Consider the following 25,960-nt stretch of genomic DNA (forward strand, 5'->3'; position numbering starts at 1 on the left):
TCCGTTTGGTTAAAGAATCAAAGCGGCGTGGCGTGGGCCAGCCAGTGTCCCTCGTCCGGCCGGGTGCGCGGCATGGCGGTTTGCAGATGGTGCAGCACCTGCTCCAGGGCCGCGTTGGCGCTGTGCAGGGTGAGCAGGGCGGCGCACAGGCCGGGCCGGGAAGCGCGCAGATCGGCCAGCAGTTGCTCGGCGGCGCCGGTGGCGGTGCAGGGCAGCAGCAGGGCCAGATGTTCCTCGTCGTAGCGGGCGACGATGTCGCTGCGGCGCAGGCGCTGGCCGACGGCGTCGGCCAGGGCGTTAAGGTCGTCGTCGTGCACCAGCACCAGGGTCAGCGGCGAGGACAGGCGGTCGTGCAGGGGAATCAGCCAGCCGGCGGTGCTGGTCAGGGCGGCGCGGCTGATGAAGCCGGTCTGCGGGTCGCGCCAGGCGTTCTCCACGGACTGGCGGGCCAGCACCTGATTGCGCCAGATCATTAGGCCGAAATACAGCATGCACACGGTGAGCGCCGCCAGCAGGAACAGGCTGGCCGAGGCGGCCGGGTTGAGCAGGTCTCCGCCGTCGTCGCCGTAGCTCAGGCGGATCGGCATGACGATGGCCAGCACCACCTCGGCGGCGGCCAGCATGATCAGAAAACGCCGCAGGCCATACAGCAGGCCGTTACTGAGCACCGCCAGGAACAGCAGCGCCATGGTCGGTGGCGGCTGGCCGGCGTCGATCAGGATCACCACGCCCAGGATCACCAGGTCCAGGCCGGAGGCGAGCAGGGTGGCATGGGGCACGCGGGCCAGCAGGAACAGCAACTGCAATCCCAGGTAGCTGCCCGCCAGTACCCAGGGCGTCACCGCCGGCAGGGCGAAAAAGAAACCGTCGGAATGGTTGAAATAGATCACCGCGAGAACGGCGAACAGCGCCCGGGCAACGTACTGCAGGATAATCACGCCCTGTTCCGTGGACATGCGGCTTGGGGTTTCCATGAAACTGCTTCCTCGATCCGATCCGCGCTATGTTGCGTCAGCCCCGTTATGGAATAAAGATATCCAATGGACCCTTGTTGTAAAAAAGCGCTTCACGTTCGCCACCAGGCGGGTCGCGCACCCTAGAATGGGTGAATCGCAAGGCTCGGGGCACCAAGACGGTGCACCGTTCGGGCAATCCAATGGAAATCGGGAGCGACATGGATCAGGACCCACACGCGCCATTGCGCGAGGACGTTCGCCTGCTGGGCGAGGAACTGGGCGCGGTACTGCGCGAGCAAGCCGGCGACCGGTTGTTCGATACCGTGGAAACGATTCGTCAGGCGGCGGTGGAAAGCCGTTCCCAGGGCGAGGTCGAGCTGACGCGCCTGCGCGAACTGCTCGGCCCCCTGGACGACGCCACCCTGCTGGAAGTGGCGCGCGCCTTCAGCCAGTTTCTCAACCTGGCCAACATCGCCGAGCAGCATCACCGCGAGCGTCTGCACCGCCGCCATGAACGCTACCCCGGCGACCCGGACACCGACCAGGGCCTGCGCCAGGTGCTGGCGGAACTGAAAAAGCAGGGCGTCTCGCCGGAGCGCATCCAGGAAACCCTGGCGCCGCTGTCGGTGGAACTGGTGCTGACCGCCCACCCCACCGAGGTGACGCGGCGCACCCTGATCCGCAAGTACGATCAGATGGCGGACCTGCTCGCCGAGCGGGACCGGCCGGACCTCACCACCGAGGAAGAGCACGGCCTGCGCCAGCGCCTGCGCGAGCTGATCCTGTCCGCCTGGAGCACCGATGAGATCCGCCGCGAGCGGCCCACCCCGGTGGACGAGGCCAAATGGGGCTTCGCGGTGATCGAGCAGTCCCTGTGGCGGGCGGTGCCCCGCGCCATGCGCGACGTGGAAGCGGAGCTGGCGGTGGCCGGCCTGGACGCGCCGCCCTCCGCCTGGGTGCCGATGCGCTTCGCGTCCTGGATGGGCGGCGACCGGGACGGCAACCCCAACGTGACCGCGGCGGTGACCCGGGAAGTCTTGCTGCTGGCCCGCTGGATGGCCGCCGACCTGTATCTGCGCGACGTGGAAAACCTGCTCGCCGATTTGTCCATGCACCGCGCCAGCGACGAGCTGCTGGCCCGCACCGGGCCCAGCCACGAGCCCTACCGGGTGGTGCTGCGCGACGTGCGCGACCGGCTCAAGATCACGCGCCGGCGCATGGAGGCCCTGGTGGAAGGGCGACCGGTGCCCGACGGCGAGGGCTTCATCGAAGGCCGGCAACTGCTCGACGAGCTGCTGCTCATCGACCGCTCCCTGCGCGCCGTGGGCCTGGCCGCCATCGCCGACGGCGAGCTCAAGGATACCCTTCGGCGGCTTAACTGCTTCGGCATCACGCTGCTGTGCCTGGACATCCGTCAGGAATCCACCCGCCACACCGCCGCCCTGGATGCCATCACCCGCTACCTGGGGCTAGGCGGCTACGGCGACTGGGACGAGGACCAGAAGCAGGCCTTCCTGCTCCAGGAACTGGAGAGCCGCCGCCCGCTCATCGACGAAGCGTTTTACCGCTCCGACCGGTGTGACGGCGACGTGCGCGAGGTGCTGGACACCTGCAAGGTGATCGCCGAGCAGGGCCCGGAAGGGTTGGGCGCCTACGTGATCTCCATGGCCCGGGGGCCGTCGGACGTGCTGGCGGTGATGCTGCTGCAGAAGATCGCCGGCGTGCGCCACCCGATGCGCGTGGTGCCCCTGTTCGAAACCCTGGACGACCTGGACAACGCCGGCGACACCATGACCGCGCTGCTCGATATTCCGCTCTACAAGCATCGGGTGGTGGACGGCCAGGAAGTGATGATCGGCTACTCCGATTCCGCCAAGGACGCGGGCTTCCTGGGCGCCGCCTGGGCCCAGTTCCGCGCCCAGGAAAAACTCACCGGCCTGTTTCGCGACCACGGCGTGCCGCTGACCCTGTTCCACGGTCGCGGCGGGTCCATCTCCCGGGGCGGCTCGCCCACCCGCATGGCACTGCTTTCCCAGCCGCCGGGTTCGGTGGCCGGACGCATCCGCGTCACCGAGCAGGGCGAGGTGATCCGCTTCAAGTACGGCCGCCCCTCGGTGGCCGCCTACAACCTGGAGCAGTACCTGGCCGCCACCCTGGAAGCCACGCTGCTGCCCCCCGGTGAGCCCGAGGAGGCCTGGCGCGAGCGGATGCAAGCGCTCACCGATGTGTCCGTGGAGGGCTATCGCCAGGTGGTGCGCGACGACCCGGCCCTGGTGGGCTACCTGCGCACCGTCACCCCGGAAACCGAACTCAGCCGCCTGGCTCTGGGCAGCCGCCCGGCGCGCCGCAAACCCGGCGGTGGCGTGGAAACCTTGCGCGCCATTCCCTGGGTGTTCGCCTGGACCCAGATCCGCCTCATGCTGCCCGCCTGGCTGGGGACCGGCGCCGCCCTGGAAGCGGCCCTGGACAGCCCGGAGGAAACCGCCACGGTGCGCGCCATGGCCGAGCACTGGCCGTTCTTCCAGGGTGTCATCGACATGCTGGAGATGGTGCTCGCCAAGGCGGATCCGCGGGTGGCCGCCTGGTACGAGGAGCGCCTCACCGACGACCCGGACCTCAAGCGCCTCGGCGATACGCTGCGCCAGCGTCTGTCCGCCAGCGTGGACGCCCTGCACCGGCTCACCGATCGGGAGGACCTGCTGGTCAACAACCCGGTGATGCGCTGGTCGATCCGGGTGCGCGACCCGTATACCGATCCGCTGCACCTGCTGCAGGCGGAACTCATGGCCCGCCTGCGCGGCCGCGACGGCGACGACACCCTGGAAAGCGCCCTGATGGTGACCATCGCCGGCATCGCCGCGGGCATGCGCAACACCGGCTGAGTATCGCGGCTGAAGCCGTTCCTGCCGTGTGTACCAGGCGGCGGTAGGCGCGGCTTTAGCCGCGATCGATCAAGGCCCCCGGCCACCATCAAGGATTCCGTCGCGCGGCGAACCAGACCAGCAGGGCCTGCGGCACGGCCAGCACCCAGTCCACCGTTAGAAGGATGGAGAAGTGCTGGCCAGTGGCGCGCAGGGTTTGCTCCAGGTCCAGCATCTGCATGCCCTCCAGCCAGGTCTTGCCGACGCCACCGGCGCCGACCACGGCGCTGGCCAAGATCACGCCACTGACCACCATCAAGGCGGTCCGGGCGGCGCGCACCGCGCTTAGCGGTAGACTGCGTGGTCCGCCGGCGCGGGTGGCGCCGCTGGCGCTGAGCCAGAGTCCGGCGGCGAAACCCGCCTGCGGCGCCAGCCAGGCGGTGGCTTTCTCCCCAATGCCCAGCAGCACCAAGCCGAACACCGGCAGGGCCACCAGCCAGCCAATCAGCAGCGTCCGCCAGGGCACGAACGCCAGAGCGGCGGCCACCCCCGGCTGGCGCGCCGGCCCCCGCCCCAGCAACCAGCCCGGCAACAGCCCCAGCAGGGCGCCCAGCAGCACGCCGGGGACCGCCATCAACAAATAGCCGAACTGGCTGGCCACCGTCGCGTCCCAGGCGAACAGGCCCGTGAACAGCGCGGGCAGAGCAGACGAAAAAGAATACATTCGGGTCCTCCTTGTAAGTGGTGTTCGATTCGGTCGGCCGGGCCAATCGGGGCCGCGCCGCTGGCAGTGCCACGGGGTTGCGGTAGGCTGGCGAAAAAAACACCACACAAGGAGCGACCATGAACGCCAAGGATCCCCATCTGACCCACGTCACCCTGCCGGACGGCCACCGTATGCGCGCCCGCTGGTTTCCGCCCGAACGGCCCAACGGCCTGAACGCCGCGGTGATCGTGATCCATGACATCTTCGGTTTCAGCGATGACCAGGCGCGCATTGCCCGGCGCCTGGCGGACAACGGCTACCCGGTACTGGCGCCGGATCTCTACGACCGGGCCGGCGCCCGCTCACTGTGCGTGGTTCGCACCCTCCGTGACCACGAACTCGGTCACGGCCCGGCCTTCGAGCAACTCGACGCCTGCCGTCTCTGGGTGCTGGAGCAGGACCAGCAGCCGGTCACCAAGGTGGCGATGATGGGCTTCTGCATGGGCGGGCGTTTCGCGTTGCTGTACGCGGCCCGGGGCGGCCTCCAGGTGGTGGCCCCGTTCTACGGCGGCGTGCCGCGCAAGGCCTCGGCGCTCACCGGGATCTGCCCGGTGGTGGGGGGCTGGGGCAAGAAGGATCGGGTTTACGGGAGCCACGGTGACCGGCTGGCCCGTCATCTCTCCGAGCTGGGCGTCCCCCACGATGTCAAAACCTACCCGGACGCCGGCCACTCCTTCATGAACGATCACCAGACCTTCGTCTTCAAGCGGCTGTCCCCATACAGCCCTTTGCGCGCCTACCACGACCCGGACGCCGCCGAGGACAGTTGGCGACGAGTGTTGCTTTTTTTCCGACAAACGCTCCAATAAAGTAAACATATGTTCACTTTGAAACCAGTCAATGGCCCGATTATCAGATTTGGTGATTAAAAAACGGATTATTAGATATTAGTTACGTCCCCTTTTTTGCGTGAGCAACATGTTATTTAAAAAAGGGGACGGACATATTTTAAAAATCGCCTAACTGATTTATTTTGCTGAGTTTTGAAGATAGACTACCGTCCAATAATAAAGCGATATTAGAGGGATAGCATGCCGAGGAAGAGGCGCGTTGTTCTTCCGGGTTACCCCCATCATATCCTGCACCGGGGCCACAACCGCCAGGCCGTATTCAAAGAAGAAGAGGATTACCTCAAATATCTGGCGGACGTAAAAGAACTAAAACAAAGTTTCGGGGTTGATGTTTATGCATGGTGTTTGTTGCCCGATGAAGTCCACTTGCTGATTAATCCCGGGCCCGATACGGATGCCCTGGGGGCCTTCATGAAGTCATTGGCGGCCCGAATGACGAGACACCGGAACCGGCGCGAGGAACGCCGCGGCACGCTGTGGGAAAGCCGCTACCGCTCCAGCCCGGTGCAGTTCTCGTGGTTGTTGCCCTGTGTCCGTTATCTGGAGCAATTGCCGGTGCGGCAGGGCAGGGTGTCGGGCCCGGAATGGTACCCCTGGAGCAGCTACACGGAACGTCTGACGGCGGGTGCCGGTTCGTCCACCCTGGATCCGGACCCGGACTACCTGAATCTGGCGGACACCGAGGAAGAGCGCCGGAGTCTCTACGAAAGTTATGTCCGCCATAAGCCCGATGACAGGGAAACCGTCTTGATCCACGATGCCGTGGAGCGCAATCAGCTTACCGGCGATCCGGATTTCACCGACGAGGTGGAGGCCCTCACCGGCCACCGGGTGAGCAACCGTGGGCGCGGCCGCCCGCGGCTCAAGCAGCGTTTTTAAACGCGCTAATCCAGTTTTTCAAAGAGCGACGACCGGATTTTAATCGGGTTTTTCCTGATTATTATCCGGGGCGGTTTTGCGCCAGCGTCGCCACCAGGGTGTGCGCTTTTTCAGGCCGACATGGGCGCCGTCGCAGTGCGGCGGCCGGCTGGTGGCGCCGCAGCCGCAGAACAGCACGATCTCCTCCTTCCCCGCCGTATAGGGCACCCTCTCACCGGGCGCGCAGCCCTGGTCGGTGCAGAAAGGCGCCGCATCGCTGTGCCCGCAGGCGCACCAGTAGCGGGTCTCGCCGGGCCGCATCCGGACCGGTTGGGGATAGCGCGGCTCCGCCGCCTGTTTATCACGCATGCGTCTTCCTTTTTTCTCCACCGCGCCGGCTGTCGCGGGATGGTCATGTTTTTGTCACGGCACGGCAATCGGGGGCTTCCAGACTGGCCGGAAAATAATGTTGGGAGCTCGTTATGCTTGCGCAAGCCGCTGGAAGGATCAAAGCCCTGCGTCCGCCGTTCCGCCCCAAAACCCGGCCCAAGGACCTGGACGGCGGGAACCGTTTCAGTGCCTATTTCACCCGGTCACGACGGGAGATCCTCAAGGTGCAACGGTTGCGTTACCGGATTTTCTCGGAGGAATACGGCGCCAGCTTCAGCGCGCCGTTCGGCCTGGACCGGGACCGCTTCGACCGCCATTGCCTGCACCTGGTGGTGCGCGATAACCGCACCGGCGAGCTGGTGGGCTACACCCGGGTGCTGCCCGGCGACCGGGTGGCGCGCACCGGCGGTTTCTATTCCTCCGGCGAGTTCCACATGCCCCTGGTGGACACCCTGCGCGGCGGGGTGGCGGAAATCGGCCGCACCTGTATTCATCCGGCCCATCGCGGCGGTGCCGTGATCACGGTACTCTGGGCAAGGTTGGCCCAGTATATGCTTGAGAACGACGTGCGCTACCTGATCGGCTGCGCCAGCGTGGCCCTCGGCGAGGGCTACAACGTGGCGGCCATCGATCAGCGTATCCGCGAGGGCCATCTGGCGCCGGCGGGTCTGCGTGTGACGCCCCGCTGCCGGCTGTCGCCGGTGCCCGGCGACGCGCTGGTGTCCAAGGTGAAGATGCCGCCGTTGCTCAAGGCCTATTTGCGCATGGGCGCCCGGGTGTGTGGCGAACCCTGCTGGGATCCGGAATTCAATTGTCTGGATTACTTTATTCTGATGGAGGTGGACCGCCTGCCGGCCCGCTATGTGCAGCACTTCCTGCAGCCCGGCCAGGCCGGGGCGACCGAGCGCGCGGTAGCGATGGTATGAATGAACGGGATTGGTCCCTGGACGCCGAGGCGAGGCCCCGGCCGCTGATTCTGGCCCGCCGTCTGTGGCGGGCCTTGCGCATCATCGGCCATCTCATCGCCGGCGTGGCGGAGGCGGCCTGGCGGCGCGCCGCCCGGGACCCGCACCGGCCGGAAATCCTGCTCGCCAAGCAGCGCTGGTGCCTGCGGCTGCTGGCGATCATGGGCGTGGAGCTGCGCGTGCACGGCGCGCTGCGCGGCGGCCCCGTGTTCCTGGTGGCCAACCATGTCTCCTGGCTGGATATTCCGGTGATCGCGGCGGCGCGGCCCTGTCATTTTCTGTCCAAGGCGGAGGTGGCGCGGTGGCCGGTGATCGGCTGGCTGGCGCGTTCGGTGGGCACCCTGTTCATCCGCCGGGGCGCCGGCGAATCCCGGGCCAAGGCCGGCGAGATCCGCGAGCACCTGGCCCTGGGGCGCGGCATCCTGGTGTTTCCGGAGGGCACCACCACGGACGGCACCGCGGTGCGCCGCTTCTTCCCGCAGTTGTTCGCCGCCGCCGAGGACGCCCCGGTGCAAACCGTGGCGGTGCGTTACCGGGACGCCGCCGGCCAGGTGGACCGGAGCCTGGCGTTCATCGACGACGACGAGCTGCACCATCATCTGTGGCGGCTGCTGGGCCGTGAACGCATCGTCGTGGACCTGACCTTCGGCCCGCCGGTGCCCGCCGCCGAGCCCCGTGAACGGGCCCGCCTGGCCCGCGAACAGATCATCGCGTCTCTTGGCTGATTCGTTTTTTTGCTACCATGGCCTCCGTTTCGTCCACCACGAGGAAGGCCCGTGACCCGCGCCAGTGAATTGAAAAAAGCCGATGTGATCGAGCACAACGGCGGTTTGTTCGTGATTCGCCAGATCGACGTCCAGTCCCCCTCCGCCCGGGGCGCCGCCACCCTTTACCGGGTGCGCGCGCAGCAGGTGGGTGGCGGCTCCAAGTTCGAGGACCGTTTCAAGGGCGACGACGACGTGCCCACGGTGTCGCTGGTGCGCCGGCCGGTGCATTTTTCCTACCTGGACGGCGACGACTATGTGTTCATGGACGACGAGGATTTCTCCCAGTACCCGATCAAGGGCGAGGACATCGCCGACGAACTGGCCTTCATCACCGAGGACGGCGAGGGCCTGCTGGCCCTGCGTGTGGGTGAGGCGCTGATCGGCCTGGAGCTGCCCGCCTCCGTGGTGCTCACCATCACCGAGACCGCGCCCGCCATGAAGGCGGCCTCCGCCAGCGCCCGCACCAAGCCCGCCACCCTGGAAACCGGCCTGGTGGTGCAGGTCCCGGAATATCTGCAGGAGGGCGAGAAGGTGCGCGTCAACACCGCGGAACGGAAATTCATGTCCCGTGCTTGAAGAAAGGATGGCAAGTTGCAAGTTGCAAGTTGCAAAGACCTCGCCTTCGACGGCTGGCCAGCCTATTCGGGGCTGGGTCAGAGGTTGGGCCTTGCAACTTTTAACTTGCAACTTGCTATTGCTTTTATCCGGCTGTCAGCTGGGTTACTACGGTCAGGCCATGAAGGGCCACTTCAGCCTGATGCACCAGCGCGAGCCGGTGGAGCGGGTGCTCGCCAACCCGGACACCCCGGACCCGGTACGCCGCCAACTGGCCCTGGCCGAGGACGTGCTGGGCTTCGCCGAGCGGGACCTGGCGCTGCCCGCCGAAGGCGTTTACCGCGGCTACGTGCACCTGGACCGGGACGCCGTGGCGTGGAACGTGATGGCCGCGCCGCGCTTTTCCTTCCAGCCCAAGACCTGGTGCTTCCTGTTCGTGGGTTGCCTGAGCTACCGGGGCTATTTCCAGGAGGCGGCGGCCCGCGAGCAGGCGGACAAGCTGGCCGCCGAGGGCTGGGACACCTACGTGGGCGGCGCTATCGCCTATTCCACTCTGGGCTGGTTCGACGATCCCCTGACCACGCCCATGATCGACCGCTCCGGCCCGGCGCTGGTGGAGCTGCTGATCCACGAGCTGGTGCACCGGCGCCTTTACATCGCCGACCACACCCGCTTCAACGAATCCCTGGCCACCATGGTCGCCCGGGAGGGCACCCTACGTTACCTGGCCCACCACGATCTGGCCGTGGACCTGGATCGCTGGCGGCGCCGGGACCAGGCCCGCGACGCTTTCCTGGACCTGGTGGGCGACACCCGCGACAAGCTGGCGACCCTGTACGCCGGGGACCTGCCGCCGGAGGCCATGGGCGAGCAAAAGGCGGCCCTGATCGAGGCGCTGCGCCAGGCCTTCCGCGCCCGCGCCGAGGCGGTGCCCGGCCTGGAGGCCTACGCCGGCTTCTTCGAGGGCACGCTGAACAATGCCCGCCTTAACGGGGTCCATGATTATTACGGCCGGGTGGGGGACTTCCAGAAAATACTGCTAAGCTGCGGCGGGCAGTGGCCCTGCTTCTGGCGGCGGGTGGAAGCACTGGCCGACGACCTGGATTAGAGGACGGGAATGCTGGAACTGGTTCGTATCAACAACGCCTCCCTGGCCAAACGGCTGGCCGATCTGCTGGCGCGGCGCGGCATCGACACCCGCACCGAGGAACGGGACGGCCACTACACCCTGTTCCTGGCGGACGCCGCTCGCCAGGACGAGGCCCGTGAACTGGCCCGGGAATTCCTCCACAACCCGCTGGCCGGCAAGTGGCAGGACGATGCCTGGCAGGCCAGCGAACCGGTCACCGGCCTGCCCCGGGAGCGGGTGTTCTCCGGCGGCTGGTTCGCCAGCCTGGGGCCGGTGACCCGCACCGGTCTGGTCGCCTGCGCGCTGATCTTTCTTTCTCCCTATGTGATGGGCCCGGCGCTCTACGAGGCGCTGATGTTTCCGGACACGGTGCAGGGGCTGGTGGCCCAGCCCTGGCGGCTGCTCACCCCCATGCTGCTGCACTTCTCGGTGCTGCACATCATCTTCAACCTGCTGTGGTGGTGCGACCTGGGGCGCCTGATCGAGCGCTTCCAGTCCAGCCTGCAGCTGCTGTGGATCACCCTGGTGGTGGCCTCGGTGTCGAACTTCGCCCAGTACCTGGACACCGGCCCGCGCTTCGGCGGTATGTCCGGCGTGGTGTACGGCCTGCTGGGGTATCTGTGGCTGTATGGCAAGGTGAACCCGGCGGCCGGGTATCAATTGCGCAAGGAGATTGTGGTATTGATGCTGGTCTGGCTGGTGATCTGCTATGTGGGCCTGTCCGGCGTGGTCGCCAACACCGCCCACCTGACCGGTTTGCTCAGCGGCGGCGCGCTCGGCGTGCTGGTCGGTTTGTACCGGCGCATGCGCTATTATCGCGGCGGAACGAAGGGAGAGTAGTTTGAAGCAACGGACAATCGCCATCGCGGCGCTGGCCGGCCTGATCCTTGCCCTGCAGGGCTGCGGTCTGGCCCGGGTGGGAGACAGCCTGGGCAAGGGGGTGCGTCAGAACGGCGACCTGGCCACGGTGGAGGCGGGCCTGCCCAGCTATCTGCTGATGATCGACGGCCTGATCGTCAACTGGCCGGAACGCGAATCCCTGCTCGCCACCGGCGCCGATCTCTACGGCGCCTACGCCGGCCTGTTCGTGGATGACCCGGAACGGGCCGCCCGCCTCAATGCCCGGGCCCTGGATTACGGCCTGCGCGCCGCCTGCGCCCACGACGACGCCTACTGTTCGGTCCGCGAGATGGAGGTGCCCGCCCTGGAAGCGCTGCTGGCGCGGGCGGACCGGGACGACGTGCCGGCCCTGTTCACCCTGGGTGGTGCCTGGGCGGGCTACATCCAGACCCACTCCGACGACTGGAACGCGGTGGCCGAGCTGTCCCGGGTACGGCTGCTGATGGAGCGGGTGGTGGCCCTGGACGAAGGCTATCAGCACGGCCAGGCGCACATGTACCTGGGCGTGCTCAACAGCCTGCTGCCGGCCAGCCTGGGCGGCCAGCCGGAGCAGGCCCGGGAGCACTTTCTGCGCGCCGTCGAGCTTTCCGGCGGCGACAACCTGATGGCCCGGGTGCTCTATGCCGAGCACTACGCGCGCCTGGTGTTCGACCGCGAACTCCACGACCAGCAACTCAGGAAGGTGCTCGACGCCGACGTGGACGTGCCCGACCTCACCTTGCAGAATGCCTACGCCAAGCGCGAGGCGCGCCGGCTGCTGGACAGCGCCGACGAGTATTTCTAGGAGACAATGATGTTGAGAACCGCCGTGGCCTTGCTGGCCCTGATGCCGATGCTGGCCCTCGCCACCACCCTGAAGATTTCCACGCTCTACCCGGACGGCACCGCCGTGGTCAAGGCGCTCAAACAGGCCGGCGACACCATCGAGCAGGAGACCGACGGGCGGGTATCGCTGAAAATCTACCCCGGTGGCGTGATGGGCGACGACCAGGCGGTGCAGCGCAAGATCCGCGTCGGCCAGCTGCACGGCCAGATGGCCCAGGGCGGCGCCTTCGCCCGCTACTACCGGGACAGCCAGATTCTCAACGTGCCGCTGACGTTCAACGATTACGCCGAGGTGGACGCCGCCCGGGAAAAACTGGACCCGCTGATCAAGCAGGGCCTGGAGGAGAACGGCTGGGTGAGCTTCGGGCTGGTGGACGGCGGCTTCGCCTACATCATGTCCGGCAAGCCGGTGCGCGGCCTGGACGACCTGCGCGCCCGCAAGCTGTGGCTGCCCTCCGGCGACAGCGCCTCGGCCAACGCCGCCGACACCCTGGATCTTTCCCCCATCGTGCTCAACATCGGCAGCGTGCTGACCTCCCTGCAGACCGGCGCCATCGACGCCTACGCGGCGCCGCCGGTGGCCGCCCTGACCCTGCAGTGGTATTCCCGGGTGGACTACATCACCGATCTGCCGCTGCTGTATACCTATGGCCTGCTGGCGATCCAGAAGCGCCATTTCGACCGCCTCTCCGAGGCCGACCAGCAGGTGGTGCGCCGGGTGCTGGAGAACGCCTTCGACGGCATCGACGAGGACAGCCGCGAGCAGAACAAGGCGGCCTTCAAGGCGGTGCGGAACCAGGGCCTGGAGCTGGTGTCGCCCAGCGATGAGCAGCGCGCGGAGTGGAAGCGCTACGCCGACAAGGCCACCCAGAAGCTGGTGGAGGATGGCCAGCTCAGCCAGGACATGCTCGACCGGCTGCATGCCATTCTCGAGGCCTATCGGAACAGCGGTTCCTGATGCGGCGTTTGCTGGGCTGGATCCACCGCTTCGAGGACGGCCTGATCGTCTTCGTGGTGCTGATGATGGTGGCGCTGGCGGTGGCGCAGATCGTGTTGCGCAACCTGGCCGGCACCAGCTTGGTGTGGGCGGACCCGTTGCTGCGCAACGCGGTGCTGTGGATCGGCCTGCTGGGCGCCATGATCGCCTCGCGCAAGGATGAGCACATCCGCATCGACCTGGCCGCCAACTTTCTGCCCGAGCGCGTTCTGCCCTGGATCACCGGCCTGGTGGACCTGTTCACCGCCGGCATCTGCCTGCTCACCGCCTGGTACGGGCTCGGTTTCGTGATCGAGGAACGCCAGTTCGGCGGCGCCGCCTTCGCCGGCATTCCCAGCTGGCTGCTGCAGGCGGTGATTCCGTTGGGCTTCTCGGTGATGGCGCTGCGCTATGTGATTCTGTTCAGCCTGGGCCTGGTGGGCCGCCGGCCGAGCATGCGGGGGCCGGTGGCATGATCCTCGCCGGTGCCCTGATCCTGATTCTGCTGGCGCTGCTCGGCGCGCCCCTGTTCGCGGTGTTGCTGGGCGCCGCCGCCCTGGGCTTTTTCGCCCTGGGCTCGCCGCTGGCGGTGCTGCACATCGACATCTACCAGCTGGCGGATTCCGTGGTGCTGATGGCACTGCCGTTGTTCACCTTCGCCGGCTTCCTGCTCAGCGAATCGCGCACCGCCGATCGGCTGATGCGCCTCAGCCAGGCCGCCTTCGGCTGGATGCCCGGCGGCATGGCGTTCGTGGCGCTGATCGCCTGCGCCTTCTTCACCGCGCTTACCGGCGGCTCCGGGGTGACCATCGTGGCCCTGGGTGCCTTGCTGCTGCCGGCGCTGGTGAAGGCCGGCTACCCGGAACGCTTCAGCCTGGGGCTGGTGACGTCCTCCGGCAGCCTGGGGCTGCTGCTGGTGCCCTCGGTGCCGTTGCTGATCTACGGCATCATCGCCCAGCAGCTCTCCCAGCAGCTGGCCATGCCGCCCGTGGAGATCGTCGATCTGTACCTGGCCGGCGTCGGTCCGGCCCTGCTGATGGTGGTGCTGCTGTATCTGTATTGCCTGTGGGCCACCCGGGGCGGCGGTGCCGAAGGCGCCACCGCGGTGCCGCGCCAGGCGTTCAGCGGCCGCGAGCTGCGCGCCGCCCTGTGGGACGCCCGCTGGGAGCTGCCGTTGCCGCTGGTGGTGCTGGGCGGGGTGTTCTCCGGCGTGCTGGTGGTCAGCGAGGCGGCGGCGGTGACCGCGCTTTACGTGCTGATCGCGGAAGTGTGGCTGTACCGGGAAATTCCCCTGCGGCGGCTGCCGGGTATTACCCGGGAAGCCATGGTGATGGTGGGCGGCATCCTGCTGATCCTGGCGGTGGCCCAGGCGTTCGCCGATTACCTGGTGTACGCGGAAGTGCCCGAGCAGTTGTTCCAGTTCATCCAGACCCATGTGCAGGGCAAGATCGCCTTTCTGATCCTGCTTAACATCCTGCTGCTGGTGCTGGGCGCCATGCTGGATATCTTCGCCGCCCTGGTGATCATGGTGCCGCTGATTCTGCCGGTGGCGCTGCGCTACGGCATCGATCCGGTGCACCTGGGCATCATCTTCGTGGCCAATATGCAGATCGGCTACATCACGCCGCCGGTGGGCATGAACCTGTTCATCGCCAGCTACCGGTTCCGCAAGTCCATCACCGAGCTGTTCGCGGCCACCATTCCCTTCATGCTGGTGCTGATCGTGGCGCTGCTGGCGATCACCTATATTCCTTCTCTCAGCCTCTGGCTGGTGCGTTAGAACCCGCCGCCCAATCGCCGCTTCAACCGCGATTCCGTTACTGGACAGGGCGTTTCTCCTGTGCACATACTCCAGGGTATGTGGTTTCTATCAATAATATAACAACCCGGGAGAGAACCATGTTCGTGGAGAAAACACCGTGGAAAGCCACGGTCACCGCTATTTTCCTTTCGTTTTTGTTTATCGCTTCAGGTCACGCCGCGCCCGCCGACAAGGACCCGGTCACCATCGCCATTATCGATCCGCTGACCGGCCCCATGGCCGGTGTGGGGCTGCCGCTGGTCGCCCACATGAAATTCGAGGCGGAGCGCCTGAACGCCGATGGCGGCATGAATGGCCATCCGTTCCGCATTATCGGGTTGGATAATAAGGTCAGCCCCCAGGAAAGCCTGGTGCAATTGCAAAAGGCGGCGGACGACGGCGTCCGTTATATCGTGCAGGGCAACGGTTCCTCGGTGGGGTCGGCGCTGATCTCGGCGATCGATAAACACAACCGCCGCAATCCCGGTGAGGAGATGCTTTATCTCAACCACGGCGCGGTGGATCCGGTGCTGACCAACGAGCGCTGTTCGTTCTGGCATTTCCGTTTCGATGCCGGCGCGGACATGAAGATGAACGCTCTGACCAACTGGATCCAGGGTCAGAAGGACATCAAGAAGGTGTATCTGATCAACCAGGACTACAGTTTTGGCCATTCGGTGTCGTCCATGGCGCGGGAAATGCTGAAGGAAAAGCGCCCGGACATCGAGATCGTGGGCAATGACTTCCACCCGCTGGCCAAGGTCAAGGACTTCACCCCCTACGTCTCCAAGATCAAGGCGTCCGGCGCGGACGCCATCATCAGCGGGAACTGGGGCCAGGACATGGTCCTGCTGGCGAAGACGCTGGCGGACTTCGGTGTCGACGCGCCCTTCCTGACCTACTACGCCGGCAGCCCCGGCACCGTGACCCAGGTCGGGGACCGTGGCGTGGACAGGATTTATCAAATCTACGCCTATTACGGCGATACCGATGACCCGGAAATCGGGCAGCGTCAGAAGGAGATGTACCAGCAAACGGATTGGGATTACTTCCTGTTCTATCCGCGCCTGACCACGATGATGGAAATGCTCAAGAAAGCCGCCGACCAGGCCGGCAGCGTGGACCCGGTGGAGATCGCCTTCGCCATGGAGGGAATGTCCGTGGACATGGACACCGGCACCTACACCATGCGTAAAAAGGACCACCAGGTGCAGCAGCCCATGGTGCTCTCGGTGATGAAGGGCGACATGCCTTACGGTGCCGAGGGCACCGATTACAACTTCGCCAAGGTGGCGCGCATTGCCGCCGAGGACGTGGCCATGCCCAGCACCTGCCGGATGCGCCGCCCGTCCCGGGATTGAACCGGGGCCGGGCTCACTCGCCTTTGTTGCGCACCCAGAGCCCGCCGTTCTCGCCTTTCCTGAGCTCGAAATGCTTCTTCTGGGCGGCCAGCAGGTCGCTCAGTTTCTTGAAGCCGTACAGCCGGGTATCGAACTCCGGGCGGCGCTTGTTCAGGTTCTGCCCCAGGGCGCCCAGGTGGGCGAAATTGTCTTCCCCGGAGATGTCGTCGATCACCCGGGCGATGAACTTGATCGGCGGCGTGTTGCCGGCGGTGCGCTCCTGGGCCGCCTTGGCGGCCTTGCCGGCGTCGGCGTCATCCTGATCGTCGCGCAGGATCTCCGTGTAGATGAACTTGTCGCAGGCGGCCACCAGGGGTTTGGGCGTTTTCTGTTCGCCGAAACCGTACACGGTCAGGCCGGCCTCGCGCAGGCGCGCCGCCAGGCGGGTGAAGTCACTGTCGCTGCTGACCAGGCAGAAGCCGTCCAGGTCCCGGGTGTAAAGCAGGTCCATGGCGTCGATGATCAGCGAGCTGTCGGTGGCGTTCTTGCCGGTGGTATAGGCGAACTGCTGCACCGGCTGGATGGAGTAATCCAGCAGCACTTTCTTCCAGCCGCCCAGGTTGGGCTTGGTCCAGTCGCCATAGATGCGTTTGACGCTGGCGGTGCCGTACTTGGCGATTTCCTCGAACAGCCCCTCGACGATGGCCGGCGGGGTGTTGTCGGCGTCGATCAGGACCGCCAGATGGTTGGGCAGGTCGGTGTTGTTGGCCATGGCCGGTTCCTTGCGTTCGAATCCGGCCTACTTTATCAGGCATTGGCGGTGTGATCAGGCCTCCGCCTTGCGGCGCACGAACCAGGCCATGAACCGCAGCGGCAACATGCGGATGGCCACGCTCTGGGCGGTGATCGACCAGCCGGGCAGGGCAAGGCGCTTGCCGGCGTGCAGGGCCCGCCAGGCGCCCCGGGCCACCTCGGCGGGGCCGTCCACGCGCTCGGTGACGAAGCGGGTGATGCCCTGGGAAGAGGCGTGCCGGCTTTGCGCCGTGTCCAGGAAGCCGGTGCGGGTGGTGGTGGGGCAATAGCAGGTGACCCGCACGCCGTGGGGTTTGAGTTCCTCGCCCAGGGAGGCGCTGAAGTTGATCACGAAGGCCTTGCTGGCGCTGTAGGCGGCGAAATAGGTCATCGGGCAGAAGCCGGCCAGGGAGCCGATGTTGAGAATGCGGCCGCCGCCGGCGTCCTTCATGCGCTTGCCGACCAGCAGGCAGAGCTGGGCGAGCAGCTGGTTGTTCACCGCCAGCATCTTGCCCACCCGCGTCGCGTCCTGCTCCACGTGCTCGCCGAACAGGCCGAAGCCCACGTTGTTGACCAGCACGTCCACCGGCAGGCCGTGCCGGTCGAGCCAGTCCGCCACCCGCACGGCGGCGTCCGGCTCGGACAGGTCCATGGCCACCGGCCGGTAATCGCAGCCGTCGGGCAGGTCCTCGCCGAGGGCTTCCAGGGCGTCGCCGCGCAGGTCGAAGGCCAGCACCCGGTAGCCGTCGGCGGCGAACAGGCGCGTCAATTCCTGGCCGATGCCGCCGGCGGCGCCGGTGATCAGAACGGTTCCGGTCATGGGTTCGCGGCTCCCCGGGTTTGTGGGCCCAGATTGAAGGGGCCGATGATCATGTCGCTGGAGTGCGCGCGATGGTGTGCCTCGCGGGCCCTCCAGGCCTTGCCGTAGCGGTAGAAGGGAATGGTCGGGTAGAGGTGGTGCATCAGGTGGTAGTTCTGATACATCAGCACCGGCGTGAGCCACCATTCCTGGCCCATGCGCATCAGGGCGGTGCGGTTCGGGTCCCGGTCCTGGCGGCCGGTGTGCGGGTAATGGGGCAGCACCATGAACACCAGGCACATCAGGAAGAACGCCAGATAGGTGGGGATCAGCCACAGCGTGAGCATGTAGAACGGCGCCCATACCCAGAGCGCGGCGATGATGGCGCCGGCCACCAGCATTTCCCGCACCACCTCGGAGACCTTCAGGCCCGGCACCCGGCTCGGGTCGCGCAGGAAGTAGAGCACGTAGAAATACGGCCACAGGCCCCACAGCGGCATGGTCCACAGGCTGCGGGCCATCCAGTGGTCCGGGTCGTTTTCCTCGTTGGCGAACCGGTGGTGGCGCATGTGCAGCAGCCGGAACAGCCGGCCGCGGCCGAAGGGCACAGCCACGAAGGTGGCCGCCGCCAGCAGGAAATCGTTCATTTTCGGGCTGCGCGCGGCGCAGCGGTGAATCGCCTCGTGGGCCGGGGTGAACAGGGCATAGCCGGCCACGCCGTTGACCACCATGCCCACCCAGAGCGGCCACAGATGGTTCATGGTCAGCACCCAACTGGCGGCGATGGTGGCCACGCTGCCGATCAGAATCGCCACCGTGGGCCAGGCCAGGGTGGGCGATACCCTCAGCCGGGCCAGCTTTTGTTTCTCCAGGGTCTCGGTCGCGTCGCTGTGCATCACGGGTCTCCGCCTCGTTACGTGCACACAGTGTTTACCAGGACGCTGCCGACGGGCAGACGTGGAAATTGCCAACAGGGGGATAAAAAGTGACAGGTTCAGGGGCGCCGGAAGTCGCTGGGGCGGGTGCCGTACCAGCGGCGGAAGGCACGCCGGAAGCTGGCCACGTCGGTGTAGCCCAGCTCCCGGGCCACCGCCGCCACGGTGTAGTGGGGCAGGCCCAGTAGCTCGGCGGCGCGCCGCGCCCGGGTGCGGTCGCGCAGGGCCTGGAAGCGGGTGCCCTCGGCCTTGAGTCGGCGGATCAGGGTGCGCGGGCTGATGTGCAGGGCCTCGGCCACCGCCTCCAGGCCCGGCTCCGGCTCGCCGCGCAGACGCGCCAGCACCTGGTCGCTGAGCGAGCCGTGGCGGCGCAGGGCCTCCTGGCGGGCCTCGCACTGGCGCACCGCCATCCACAGCAGCTCCCGGTCGTGGCTGGGCACCGGCTCGTCGCCGTAGTGGGCGGGCAGGGTGAGGGCCACCTGGGGGGCGTTGAATTCCACCCGGATGCCGGCGAAGGCTTCCCGGTACAGGGCGGCGTGCTCCGGGGGCGGGTAGTTGAAATGCACGGCGCCGTCCTCGATGGGGCGGCCGCGCAGCACGATGTGGCAGGCGAACGCGGAGGCCAGGGCCGATTCGGTGAGAAACCGCACCGCGTAGTCCCGGGGCTCGATGAAATCCAGGCGCAGGGTGATGGCGTCCCGGTCTTCCTCCAGATGGGTGGTGAACACCCGGGTGCGGGTGTTGTTGAAGCGCGCGAACAGCACCATGGCGTCGCGCAGGGTGGCGCTGGCCATGGCCGCCATGCCCATGGGGCCATGCATGGCGGGCAGCGCGCGCAGGCCGGTGCGCAGGGCCAGGTCCGGCCGGGGCGACAGAGCCATGGCGTTGGCGATCAGCCGCCGGGCGCCGGGCCAGTCGATGAAGCCCTCGCCGCGCGCCAGGGTGGCGGCGTCGATGCCGGTGCCTTCCAGCAGGGCGGCCTGGTCGGCGCCGTCCGCCTCCAGGGTCTGCGCGATCATGCGGCAGTAGGTCAGGGCCAGGTCCGGGCTCACGGCGGCGCTTCCTCCGGTGGCTCGGCCAGGTAGCCGGCCACCATGCGGGTCAGCTCCCGGGCCAGTTCCTCCTCGTCGATGAGGTCGCCCTGGCTGACATGGCGCACCATGGTGAACAACACGCTGTTGGTGACGATGAACACGCGCACTTCCAGGTTCCGGATCGGGTAGTCCCGATAGTGGCGCAGAAAATACAGCCGCGACAGCTCCATGAAGTGCTGCTGCAGCAAATCCACCATGCGGTTGGTGGGCAGCCGGTGCCAGTTGCGCACCAGCTCCAGGTAGAGGCCGTCCCGGGAGCGCAGCACCGAGAAGCCGAAGCGGATCGAGCGATGCACCATCTCGTTGAGATCGGTGACCGCCATCAGCGGCAGCCGCCGCAAACCGCCGGCGATGTCCTCCGCCAGGCGGTCCATGAGCGCCTCGATCAGGGCGTCCTTGTCGCCGAAGTACTGATACAGCGAGCCCACGCTGACGCCGGCCTGTTCGGCGATGCGCGCCGTGGTGGTGTCGTCCAGGCCGTGGCGCTGGATACACAGGCCGGTGGCCTCCACCAGGGCCTTCACCATCTCCCGGGACCGTTTTTGCCTTGGTTGTTTCCGCATGACGCCTCGAAACGCGAATTGAATGCGAATAGATATTCGCATTACTGTCCGATCCTGAGCAAGCCCCTTTCAGGAGCGCACCATCAGGAGAGCACCATGAACGCACCGGCCCCCTCGACCCCTTCCGCTACCACATCCGCCAACACGTCCGCCGCCCCCACCCGGGCGCGGCCGTTCGAGAAGACCGCCACCCCCACGCCGGCCTGGCTACGGCGGCTGCTGGGCCGGGAGCTGGCGCCCAGCCGCGATGAATACCAGGCGGCGCTGGACGATCTGTGGGTGGGCGACCCGGCCATGGACGCCCTGATCGACTGGATGTACGAGTATGGCCCGGCCCGGGCGCGGCCCCTGTTCGAGACCGCGGTGCGCGAGGGCGTGGACGCGGTGCCGGAATGCCCGGCGCCGCTGCGGGCGTTCATGGACCAGGTGGCGGCGCCGGCCTGGCTGGATCCGGCCCTGGTGGACGAGGGCGCCCGCTTCATTCAGTCCACGGGCATGGCGGCCCCCTATGTGCTGCGGGATCTGGCGCTGATGGGCGGCTATTTGCTGTCCGGCTTCAACCAGTCCCTGGTGCTGACCGGCGCGCTCAGCCAGGGCACCGCCCGGCGGGTGGCGGAAACCGGCAAGTGGTGGATCGATTGCACCGAGGAAGGCGGGCTGCTGCCCGGCGGGGAGGGCTACCGGGGCACCCTGCATGTGCGCATGGTGCATGGCCTGGTGCGGCGTAACCTGGATCGCCGGGAGGAATGGGATCACGCCCGCTGGGGGTTGCCGCTCAACCAGGTGGACATGGCCGCCACCTATCTGGGCTTCTGCGTGGTGATGCTGGGCGGCCTGCGCAAGATGGGCATTCCGGTGACGGCGCGGGAGTCCCGGGCGGTGATGCATCTGTGGAAGTACGCCGGCTGGCTGATGGGCGTGGACGAACGCTGGCTGGTGGAGCGGGAACGGGACGGCATCGTGCTGCTGCACCACGCCATGATGACCCAGAGCCGCCCGGACTGGACCAGCCAGGAACTGGGCCGGGCCCTGTCCCGGGAGCCGCTTTCCCAGTCCTTCCGCCGTCTGGCGGGGGTGCGTCGGCGCTGGGCCTACCGCCGCCACCTCAGTGTCACCCGGTACTTCCTGAACCGGGAGAAAATGCGCCAGCTGGGTCTGCCGGACGACATCGGCCCCTGGTTTCCGCTCGCCACCCTGGTGCCGCGTTTCGCCGGTCACGTGGCCCTGCGTTACCTGCCGGGCCTGCGCGGCTGGCAGCAGCGCCACGGCCGGCGGGTGCAGAACGCGGCCCTGCGGCACCTGTTCGCCGAGGGCGATCCCGGCCTGGTGCGGGCGGACCTATAAAAAAATCCGATCAATTCGTTCTTCTCACCCTCGTCCCTTCACATCCGCTTTATGGGTACAGTTTTAATCTCATTCGCGGAAACGGATAAGGTGAAGAGCGATGAAACGGATTCTGGTGCTGTATTACTCCATGTACGGACACATTGAGTCACTGGCGGACGCCGTGGCCGAAGGGGCGCGCGGCGTGGGCGGCGTGGAAGTGACCATCAAGCGGGTACCGGAAACCATGCCCGAGGACGCTTTCAAGGCGGCCGGTGGCAAGACCGATCAGAAAGCCCCGGAGGCAAGCCCCGGGGAACTCAAGGATTACGACGCCGTGATCGTTGGCACGCCCACCCGCTTCGGCAACATGAGCGGGCAGATGCGTACCTTCTGGGATCAGACCGGCGGCCTGTGGGCCCAGGGCGCCCTGGCCGGCAAGGTGGCCAGCGTGTTCACCTCCACCGGCACCGGCGGCGGCAAGGAAACCACCATTATTTCCACCTGGCTGACCCTGGCCCACCACGGTTTCGTCCTGGTGCCCCTGGGTTACGCGGACCCGGGCCAGGAGCAGACCGACATCAGCGAAGCCCATGGCGCCTCCCCCTACGGCTCCGGCACCCTGGCCGGCCCGGACGGCAGCCGCCAGCCCAGCGACAAGGAACTGATCCTGGCCCGTTATCAGGGCGAGCAGGTGGCCAAGCTGACCGTCAAACTCTGAGATTTCCTCTCGTGTAAGAACTCATAGCGCTGATTCTTACCCCCTTATGCCGCCCTCCCCCGGGCGGTTTTTTTTGTTTCAGGCCAGGCGCTTGCGCATGCGCGTGCGGGGCAAGGAGACGCCTTGCCGTTGCACGCTCTCCTCGCCGTCCACCTCGAAGCCCAGAAACGCGAAGAAATCCCGCGCCACCAGACTGGCCTCGGTGACCAGTTCATCGAGGCCCTGAATCCGGGCTTCGTCTTCCAGGTGGTGGTAGAGCAGGGTGGCGATGCCCAGGCGGGCGGCGTCCGGATGCACGTAGACGAAGGTGACGCGCCGCTCCACCAACTGCGCGAAGGCGGCGGGCCGTCCGTCCCATTCCGCCACCATGGTCAGCCCGTCCGCCAGCGCCGCCTGGAAGCCGGGCGCGTCGGCGCCGGCGGCCCAGGCGGCGCGCTGGTCGGCGTCGTAGTGGTCGGTGGCGGTGGTGTGCACGGCGGCCTGGAACACCGCCGTCAGGGCGGGGCCGTCATGCGGTTCGAAGGGGCGGATCAGGAAGGGCAGGCCGGGCAGGGCCGGGGTATCGGTGGCGTCCGGCGCCGGCGCCGTGCTGGCGGGCTCGGCGGGCGGGGCCGCCGGGGCCGGAGGCGTCTCCCGGCCGGCGTTGGTGAGCCATCGCCACAGGGCGCGGATCATGAGCCGTCCCGCTGCTGTTGCTGTTTAAGCGCTTCCACCTGGCGCTCCAGGGCGCGCAGATAATCCTCCTGCTTTTTCAGCAGGGTTTCGGTGGTGGCCTGCTGTTCGCGCAGCGCCTCGGCCCGGTCGCGCAGTTCCGCCCGTTCGCGCCGCGCCGCGTCGCCGGCTTCCTCCGCCGCCGCCCGGGCGGCGTCATCGTCCCGGGATTCGGCGCCCACGGCGGGCGCGGCCAGGGCGATCAGCAGCAATGGCCAGAGCAAACGCATGGAAAATTTCCCCCGCAGCCAAAACACCGAGTCTAGCAGAGGTTGGGTGCCGCGACAGTGCCGCCGGTCGCCGGGCGCGAGTCAGGCATGTCCTACCTATATCGAGGGCGATCACGCCAGACCGGAAATCAGGGCGGCGCCGGCCACCGCCAGCAGCAGGGCCCAGAGCAGCGCGCCCAGCGCCAGCGGGCGCCAGCCGGCCTGGCGCAGCAGGCCCAGGTGGGTGCTCAGGCCCAGGGCGGCCATGGCCAGCGTAAGCAGCAGGTCATCCGCGCCGGCCAGGGCCGGGCGCGGGCCATCCGGCAGCAGCCCCAGGCCGTTCACGGCCATGGCCAGGGCGAACAGCAACGCGAACGGCGGCACCGGCAAGCGGCGCCCGGCAGTGCCGCCGTCGCCGCCGCGCGCCAGCAGCGCCAGCCCCATCAGCACCGGGGCCAGCATCATCACCCGCGCCATCTTCACCAGCAGGGCGGTGTCCACCAGCGCCGGCGACATGGCCTGGGCGGCCACCAGCACCTGGGCGACCTCCTGGACGGTGGCGCCGGTGAACAGGGCGTAGTCCGCCGGATCGCCGAACAGGCCGGGCCAGCGATGGAACATCACCGGCAGCAGCAGCATGTTCAGGGTGCCGAACACCACCACCGCCGCCACCGCCATGGCGCCGTCCCGGTCCCGGCCGCGCAGCAACGGCTCGGCGGCGAGCACCGCGGCGGCGCCGCAAATGCCGTTGCCGGCGCCGATCAGCAGAGCGGCGTTGCGCGGCATGCGGAACAGCACCGGCCCCAGCCAGGCGGCCAGCAGCAGGCTGGCCAGGACCTGCACCGCGTCCAGCACCAGCACGCCGACCCCCAGCCCGGCCACGGCATCCAGGGGAATGCGCAGGCCGTAGAGCACGATGGCGGTTTTCAGCACCGGGCCCTTGAACAGGTTCAGGCTGGGCGCGGCCCGCTCCCGCCAGGCCGCCGGCAGCGGCTGGGTCACCAGCAAGCCGATGAGCAGAGCCAGGGCCAGGGCGCCCAGGCCCCAGGCGTGGGCCAGGGGCGTGCTGGCCAGGCCCATGCCGGCCAGCCCGCAGGCCACCACCAGCAACACAAAGGGCCATTCGGAAGGGCGGGGGAGAACCTGGGTGAACATGGTCGGGCTCCGTGATGAATTCGGAGCCACTATGGCAAGGGCGCGGGGTTAAATATATTTAATTATTATAAAGATATAACTAAAATAAAATTATGAATGACACCACTCTGCGCCAATGGCGCCTGTTCCTGGCGGTGGCCGAGACCGGCAGCGTGGCCGCCGCCGCACGCCGGGTGGCCCTGACCCAGCCGGCGGTCAGCCAGGGGCTGGCGCAACTGGAGGACCGGCTCGGCGAGCGTCTGTTCGACCGGGTGGGCCGGGGCCTGCATCTGAACGGGGCGGGCCGCCGGTTGCTGCCCGAGGCCCGTGCCCTGCTGGAGCAGGTGGAACGCTGTGAGCGCCTGTTCCAGACGCCCCGCCTGGAAGTGGAACTGGCGGCCACCCACACCCTGGGCAATTACTATCTGCCGCCGCTGCTGGCCGCCTTCCGGGCGCGCCATCCGGCGGCGCGGGTGCGCCTGGACGTGGTCAACACGCGCACCGCCGTGGCCCGGCTGCTGGCCCTGGAAACCGAACTGGCCCTGGTGGAAGGGCCGGTGTCCCACCCTCTGCTGGCGGTGCGGCACTGGCGGGACGATACCCTGGTGCGGGTGGCGGCGCCGGCCCTGGCGGCCAGCCTGGGCCCGGACCCCTCGGGCTGGCCCTGGGTGATGCGCGAGCCCGGGTCCGGTACCCGGGCGGTGATCGAGGCGCGGCTGGGGGAAGCCTTTCCGCCGGCGGAGCGTCTGTTGCAGCTGGGCGCCGGCGAGGCGGTTCGCCAGGCGCTGCTGGCCGGAGCCGGCGTCGGCTACGTGAGCCGGCTGGCCGCCGCCCGCGCTTTGCAAGACGGCCGTCTGGTTGCGGTGCCCGGGGACGGCGAGTCCCTGCGCCGGCCTCTGTACCTGCTGCGCCATCGTCAGCGCCCGCCGGGGGAAGGTGAGCGGGCGCTGGAGGCGTTGTTGCTGGAGGGCGGGGGTCAGGGGTCGAGCCCGTAACGGCGCAGCAGGTCCCGGTTGCGGTTTGCCCAACGGTCGTAGCGTTGACGCAACTCGTCGTCCTCGGGGACCGGCGCGCCCACCCACTGGCAGCGTTGCACCACCGCCCGTTTGAAAGCGCCGAAACCGCCGTAACGGCGCATCGAGAACCAGCGCTTGCGGCCCCGGTTGGCGGTGACCGAGAAGTTGCCGCCCAGGGGTTTCTCGCGGAAGGTCACGGTGACCCCCACCAGACCGAAGGGGTTGCGTTGATCCGTCCGGTCCGGGGCCTCGTCCTTGTTCTGGGCGTAGAGCATCAGCGGGCGGCGGTCGCCCATGGCGGCGCGCACCGCCGGGTCGTCGATGGCCTGGTCGCGCCATTGGCGGGCCTGTTCCAGGGCCGCCGCCTTGCTGCCGTAGCGGCGGTCGCGGAACGAGCGGCGCCGTTGCCGGCGGCGTCCGTGGCCGTCCAGCCAGGGCACCGCGCACCACCAGAACTCGCCGGTGTGATTGCGATAGATGTACAAAAAGGAGTGCACACGGGGCGCTCTTTTTACGGGGTGATTCATGATGCTGACTTCCGTCCTCGACATTTTTTATTGCTTTCCCGCAATATTGGAAATCAGTGCCATTAATGCAGAGCTAACCCCGAAAAGAGCGTTCCTGCTCTTTCTTTACAGGGAGAGCGTCGGCGGGTCCCATCCCTGAGCGTCCTTAAAAGTCGTCGCGACCACCAAACAAATTCGTCAGGACGGCAATATTCCT

At 67.3% G+C, this 25,960-nt stretch carries 28 protein-coding genes; 16 read left to right on the forward strand and 12 right to left on the reverse strand.

What is annotated here, in order from left to right:
* Positions 1-17: 17 nt before the first annotated feature.
* Positions 18-974 carry a GGDEF domain-containing protein gene (locus tag HMJ39_RS04035; protein WP_194296379.1) on the reverse strand — a complete coding sequence of 319 codons (957 nt, stop codon included), beginning with the start codon at positions 972-974 and terminating at the stop codon, positions 18-20.
* Between the two features lie 200 nt (positions 975-1,174).
* On the opposite strand from HMJ39_RS04035, the gene ppc reads away from it, so the two are divergent.
* The gene (ppc, locus tag HMJ39_RS04040; protein ID WP_194296380.1) at positions 1,175-3,838 is read left to right on the forward strand and encodes a phosphoenolpyruvate carboxylase; all 2,664 of its coding nucleotides are present in this window, start codon (positions 1,175-1,177) and stop codon (positions 3,836-3,838) included.
* Positions 3,839-3,926: 88 nt separating this feature from the next.
* Here ppc and HMJ39_RS04045 read toward each other — a convergent pair whose 3' ends face one another.
* A complete protein-coding gene (locus HMJ39_RS04045) occupies positions 3,927-4,541 on the reverse strand; it encodes a hypothetical protein (protein ID WP_161386133.1) in 615 nt (204 codons plus the stop codon).
* A 119-nt stretch (positions 4,542-4,660) separates the two neighbouring features.
* Here HMJ39_RS04045 and HMJ39_RS04050 point away from each other — a divergent pair, with 119 nt between their 5' ends.
* Together HMJ39_RS04050 and HMJ39_RS04055 are read left to right on the forward strand one after the other, a co-directional pair.
* Positions 4,661-5,392 carry a dienelactone hydrolase family protein gene (locus tag HMJ39_RS04050; RefSeq protein WP_194296381.1) on the forward strand — a complete coding sequence of 244 codons (732 nt, stop codon included), beginning with the start codon at positions 4,661-4,663 and terminating at the stop codon, positions 5,390-5,392.
* 222 nt (positions 5,393-5,614) lie between these two features.
* Positions 5,615-6,313, forward strand: a complete 699-nt coding sequence (locus tag HMJ39_RS04055) for a transposase (protein WP_194296382.1) — start codon at positions 5,615-5,617, stop codon at positions 6,311-6,313.
* A 39-nt stretch (positions 6,314-6,352) separates the two neighbouring features.
* On the opposite strand, the gene HMJ39_RS04060 is transcribed toward HMJ39_RS04055, so the two are convergent.
* A complete protein-coding gene (locus tag HMJ39_RS04060) occupies positions 6,353-6,661 on the reverse strand; it encodes a CDGSH iron-sulfur domain-containing protein (protein ID WP_194296383.1) in 309 nt (102 codons plus the stop codon).
* Positions 6,662-6,774: 113 nt separating this feature from the next.
* Here HMJ39_RS04060 and HMJ39_RS04065 point away from each other — a divergent pair, with 113 nt between their 5' ends.
* From HMJ39_RS04065 to HMJ39_RS04110, 10 genes are all read left to right on the forward strand, one after another.
* On the forward strand, positions 6,775-7,608 hold the full coding sequence (locus HMJ39_RS04065; protein ID WP_194296384.1) for a GNAT family N-acetyltransferase: 834 nt from the start codon (positions 6,775-6,777) through the stop codon (positions 7,606-7,608).
* Entirely contained in the window at positions 7,605-8,372 is a 768-nt protein-coding gene (locus HMJ39_RS04070) for a lysophospholipid acyltransferase family protein (protein WP_161385537.1), read from the forward strand. The genes HMJ39_RS04065 and HMJ39_RS04070 overlap by 4 nt, the downstream gene beginning before the upstream one ends.
* Before the next feature lie 51 nt (positions 8,373-8,423).
* Positions 8,424-8,990 (forward strand): elongation factor P-like protein EfpL, encoded by a 567-nt coding sequence (gene efpL / locus HMJ39_RS04075; protein ID WP_194296385.1) that lies wholly within the window; start codon positions 8,424-8,426, stop codon positions 8,988-8,990.
* Positions 8,991-9,108: 118 nt separating this feature from the next.
* A complete protein-coding gene (locus tag HMJ39_RS04080; protein ID WP_228462156.1) occupies positions 9,109-10,077 on the forward strand; it encodes an aminopeptidase in 969 nt (322 codons plus the stop codon).
* A 9-nt stretch (positions 10,078-10,086) separates the two neighbouring features.
* Complete coding sequence (locus HMJ39_RS04085) at positions 10,087-10,938, forward strand: rhomboid family intramembrane serine protease (protein ID WP_161385534.1); 852 nt, start codon at positions 10,087-10,089, stop codon at positions 10,936-10,938.
* 1 nt (position 10,939) lies between these two features.
* Positions 10,940-11,782, forward strand: a complete 843-nt coding sequence (locus HMJ39_RS04090) for a TRAP transporter TatT component family protein (RefSeq protein WP_228462141.1) — start codon at positions 10,940-10,942, stop codon at positions 11,780-11,782.
* A 9-nt stretch (positions 11,783-11,791) separates the two neighbouring features.
* Positions 11,792-12,781: a TRAP transporter substrate-binding protein gene (locus HMJ39_RS04095; protein WP_194296387.1), complete on the forward strand. Its 990-nt coding sequence runs from the start codon at positions 11,792-11,794 to the stop codon at positions 12,779-12,781.
* On the forward strand, positions 12,781-13,275 hold the full coding sequence (locus HMJ39_RS04100; RefSeq protein WP_161385532.1) for a TRAP transporter small permease: 495 nt from the start codon (positions 12,781-12,783) through the stop codon (positions 13,273-13,275). Before HMJ39_RS04095 ends, HMJ39_RS04100 begins: the two co-directional genes overlap by 1 nt.
* Positions 13,272-14,579: a TRAP transporter large permease gene (locus HMJ39_RS04105; RefSeq protein WP_194296388.1), complete on the forward strand. Its 1,308-nt coding sequence runs from the start codon at positions 13,272-13,274 to the stop codon at positions 14,577-14,579. The genes HMJ39_RS04100 and HMJ39_RS04105 overlap by 4 nt, the downstream gene beginning before the upstream one ends.
* Positions 14,580-14,698: 119 nt before the next feature.
* Positions 14,699-15,961 carry a branched-chain amino acid ABC transporter substrate-binding protein gene (locus HMJ39_RS04110; RefSeq protein ID WP_194296389.1) on the forward strand — a complete coding sequence of 421 codons (1,263 nt, stop codon included), beginning with the start codon at positions 14,699-14,701 and terminating at the stop codon, positions 15,959-15,961.
* Positions 15,962-15,974: 13 nt separating this feature from the next.
* Here HMJ39_RS04110 and HMJ39_RS04115 read toward each other — a convergent pair whose 3' ends face one another.
* From HMJ39_RS04115 to HMJ39_RS04135, 5 genes are all read right to left on the reverse strand, one after another.
* A complete protein-coding gene (locus tag HMJ39_RS04115; protein ID WP_161385529.1) occupies positions 15,975-16,712 on the reverse strand; it encodes an NYN domain-containing protein in 738 nt (245 codons plus the stop codon).
* Positions 16,713-16,766: 54 nt separating this feature from the next.
* Positions 16,767-17,552 carry an SDR family NAD(P)-dependent oxidoreductase gene (locus tag HMJ39_RS04120; protein WP_194296390.1) on the reverse strand — a complete coding sequence of 262 codons (786 nt, stop codon included), beginning with the start codon at positions 17,550-17,552 and terminating at the stop codon, positions 16,767-16,769.
* Complete coding sequence (locus tag HMJ39_RS04125) at positions 17,549-18,427, reverse strand: fatty acid desaturase (protein ID WP_194296391.1); 879 nt, start codon at positions 18,425-18,427, stop codon at positions 17,549-17,551. Before HMJ39_RS04125 ends, HMJ39_RS04120 begins: the two co-directional genes overlap by 4 nt.
* 98 nt (positions 18,428-18,525) lie before the next feature.
* Positions 18,526-19,518, reverse strand: a complete 993-nt coding sequence (locus tag HMJ39_RS04130; protein WP_161385526.1) for an AraC family transcriptional regulator — start codon at positions 19,516-19,518, stop codon at positions 18,526-18,528.
* A complete protein-coding gene (locus HMJ39_RS04135) occupies positions 19,515-20,123 on the reverse strand; it encodes a TetR/AcrR family transcriptional regulator (protein ID WP_194296392.1) in 609 nt (202 codons plus the stop codon). Before HMJ39_RS04135 ends, HMJ39_RS04130 begins: the two co-directional genes overlap by 4 nt.
* Before the next feature lie 96 nt (positions 20,124-20,219).
* Here HMJ39_RS04135 and HMJ39_RS04140 point away from each other — a divergent pair, with 96 nt between their 5' ends.
* Both HMJ39_RS04140 and wrbA read left to right on the forward strand, forming a co-directional pair.
* Positions 20,220-21,467: an oxygenase MpaB family protein gene (locus HMJ39_RS04140; protein WP_194296393.1), complete on the forward strand. Its 1,248-nt coding sequence runs from the start codon at positions 20,220-20,222 to the stop codon at positions 21,465-21,467.
* Between the two features lie 100 nt (positions 21,468-21,567).
* Positions 21,568-22,167 carry an NAD(P)H:quinone oxidoreductase gene (gene wrbA / locus HMJ39_RS04145; RefSeq protein ID WP_194296394.1) on the forward strand — a complete coding sequence of 200 codons (600 nt, stop codon included), beginning with the start codon at positions 21,568-21,570 and terminating at the stop codon, positions 22,165-22,167.
* Between the two features lie 78 nt (positions 22,168-22,245).
* On the opposite strand, the gene HMJ39_RS04150 is transcribed toward wrbA, so the two are convergent.
* The 3 genes from HMJ39_RS04150 to HMJ39_RS04160 form a co-directional block, all read right to left on the reverse strand.
* Positions 22,246-22,842 (reverse strand): GNAT family N-acetyltransferase, encoded by a 597-nt coding sequence (locus HMJ39_RS04150; protein ID WP_194296395.1) that lies wholly within the window; start codon positions 22,840-22,842, stop codon positions 22,246-22,248.
* Positions 22,839-23,108: a hypothetical protein gene (locus HMJ39_RS04155; RefSeq protein ID WP_194296396.1), complete on the reverse strand. Its 270-nt coding sequence runs from the start codon at positions 23,106-23,108 to the stop codon at positions 22,839-22,841. The genes HMJ39_RS04150 and HMJ39_RS04155 overlap by 4 nt, the downstream gene beginning before the upstream one ends.
* Positions 23,109-23,219: 111 nt before the next feature.
* Complete coding sequence (locus HMJ39_RS04160) at positions 23,220-24,242, reverse strand: YeiH family protein (RefSeq protein WP_194296397.1); 1,023 nt, start codon at positions 24,240-24,242, stop codon at positions 23,220-23,222.
* 92 nt (positions 24,243-24,334) lie between these two features.
* On the opposite strand from HMJ39_RS04160, the gene HMJ39_RS04165 reads away from it, so the two are divergent.
* On the forward strand, positions 24,335-25,216 hold the full coding sequence (locus HMJ39_RS04165) for a LysR substrate-binding domain-containing protein (protein WP_194296398.1): 882 nt from the start codon (positions 24,335-24,337) through the stop codon (positions 25,214-25,216).
* On the opposite strand, the gene HMJ39_RS04170 is transcribed toward HMJ39_RS04165, so the two are convergent.
* Positions 25,198-25,764, reverse strand: coding sequence for a hypothetical protein (locus tag HMJ39_RS04170; protein ID WP_194296399.1), 567 nt, complete (start codon positions 25,762-25,764; stop codon positions 25,198-25,200). The genes HMJ39_RS04165 and HMJ39_RS04170 overlap by 19 nt on opposite strands.
* Positions 25,765-25,960: the final 196 nt, after the last annotated feature.

The sequence above is a fragment of the Alloalcanivorax profundimaris genome, assembly GCF_015265435.1.
GTDB classification, from domain to species: domain Bacteria; phylum Pseudomonadota; class Gammaproteobacteria; order Pseudomonadales; family Alcanivoracaceae; genus Alloalcanivorax; species Alloalcanivorax profundimaris.

Excerpts from the sequence above, each read along its gene's own strand:
- HMJ39_RS04035 (WP_194296379.1), bottom strand. The coding sequence starts at position 974 with ATGGAAACCCCAAGCCGCATGTCCACGGAACAGGGCGTGATTATCCTG.
- ppc (WP_194296380.1), top strand. The coding sequence starts at position 1,175 with ATGGATCAGGACCCACACGCGCCATTGCGCGAGGACGTTCGCCTGCTG.
- HMJ39_RS04045 (WP_161386133.1), bottom strand. The coding sequence starts at position 4,541 with ATGTATTCTTTTTCGTCTGCTCTGCCCGCGCTGTTCACGGGCCTGTTC.
- HMJ39_RS04050 (WP_194296381.1), top strand. The coding sequence starts at position 4,661 with ATGAACGCCAAGGATCCCCATCTGACCCACGTCACCCTGCCGGACGGC.
- HMJ39_RS04055 (WP_194296382.1), top strand. The coding sequence starts at position 5,615 with ATGCCGAGGAAGAGGCGCGTTGTTCTTCCGGGTTACCCCCATCATATC.
- HMJ39_RS04060 (WP_194296383.1), bottom strand. The coding sequence starts at position 6,661 with ATGCGTGATAAACAGGCGGCGGAGCCGCGCTATCCCCAACCGGTCCGG.
- HMJ39_RS04065 (WP_194296384.1), top strand. The coding sequence starts at position 6,775 with ATGCTTGCGCAAGCCGCTGGAAGGATCAAAGCCCTGCGTCCGCCGTTC.
- HMJ39_RS04070 (WP_161385537.1), top strand. The coding sequence starts at position 7,605 with ATGAATGAACGGGATTGGTCCCTGGACGCCGAGGCGAGGCCCCGGCCG.
- HMJ39_RS04085 (WP_161385534.1), top strand. The coding sequence starts at position 10,087 with ATGCTGGAACTGGTTCGTATCAACAACGCCTCCCTGGCCAAACGGCTG.
- HMJ39_RS04095 (WP_194296387.1), top strand. The coding sequence starts at position 11,792 with ATGTTGAGAACCGCCGTGGCCTTGCTGGCCCTGATGCCGATGCTGGCC.
- HMJ39_RS04100 (WP_161385532.1), top strand. The coding sequence starts at position 12,781 with ATGCGGCGTTTGCTGGGCTGGATCCACCGCTTCGAGGACGGCCTGATC.
- HMJ39_RS04105 (WP_194296388.1), top strand. The coding sequence starts at position 13,272 with ATGATCCTCGCCGGTGCCCTGATCCTGATTCTGCTGGCGCTGCTCGGC.
- HMJ39_RS04110 (WP_194296389.1), top strand. The coding sequence starts at position 14,699 with ATGTTCGTGGAGAAAACACCGTGGAAAGCCACGGTCACCGCTATTTTC.
- HMJ39_RS04115 (WP_161385529.1), bottom strand. The coding sequence starts at position 16,712 with ATGGCCAACAACACCGACCTGCCCAACCATCTGGCGGTCCTGATCGAC.
- HMJ39_RS04120 (WP_194296390.1), bottom strand. The coding sequence starts at position 17,552 with ATGACCGGAACCGTTCTGATCACCGGCGCCGCCGGCGGCATCGGCCAG.
- HMJ39_RS04125 (WP_194296391.1), bottom strand. The coding sequence starts at position 18,427 with ATGCACAGCGACGCGACCGAGACCCTGGAGAAACAAAAGCTGGCCCGG.
- HMJ39_RS04135 (WP_194296392.1), bottom strand. The coding sequence starts at position 20,123 with ATGCGGAAACAACCAAGGCAAAAACGGTCCCGGGAGATGGTGAAGGCC.
- HMJ39_RS04140 (WP_194296393.1), top strand. The coding sequence starts at position 20,220 with ATGAACGCACCGGCCCCCTCGACCCCTTCCGCTACCACATCCGCCAAC.
- wrbA (WP_194296394.1), top strand. The coding sequence starts at position 21,568 with ATGAAACGGATTCTGGTGCTGTATTACTCCATGTACGGACACATTGAG.
- HMJ39_RS04150 (WP_194296395.1), bottom strand. The coding sequence starts at position 22,842 with ATGATCCGCGCCCTGTGGCGATGGCTCACCAACGCCGGCCGGGAGACG.
- HMJ39_RS04155 (WP_194296396.1), bottom strand. The coding sequence starts at position 23,108 with ATGCGTTTGCTCTGGCCATTGCTGCTGATCGCCCTGGCCGCGCCCGCC.
- HMJ39_RS04160 (WP_194296397.1), bottom strand. The coding sequence starts at position 24,242 with ATGTTCACCCAGGTTCTCCCCCGCCCTTCCGAATGGCCCTTTGTGTTG.
- HMJ39_RS04165 (WP_194296398.1), top strand. The coding sequence starts at position 24,335 with ATGAATGACACCACTCTGCGCCAATGGCGCCTGTTCCTGGCGGTGGCC.
- HMJ39_RS04170 (WP_194296399.1), bottom strand. The coding sequence starts at position 25,764 with ATGAATCACCCCGTAAAAAGAGCGCCCCGTGTGCACTCCTTTTTGTAC.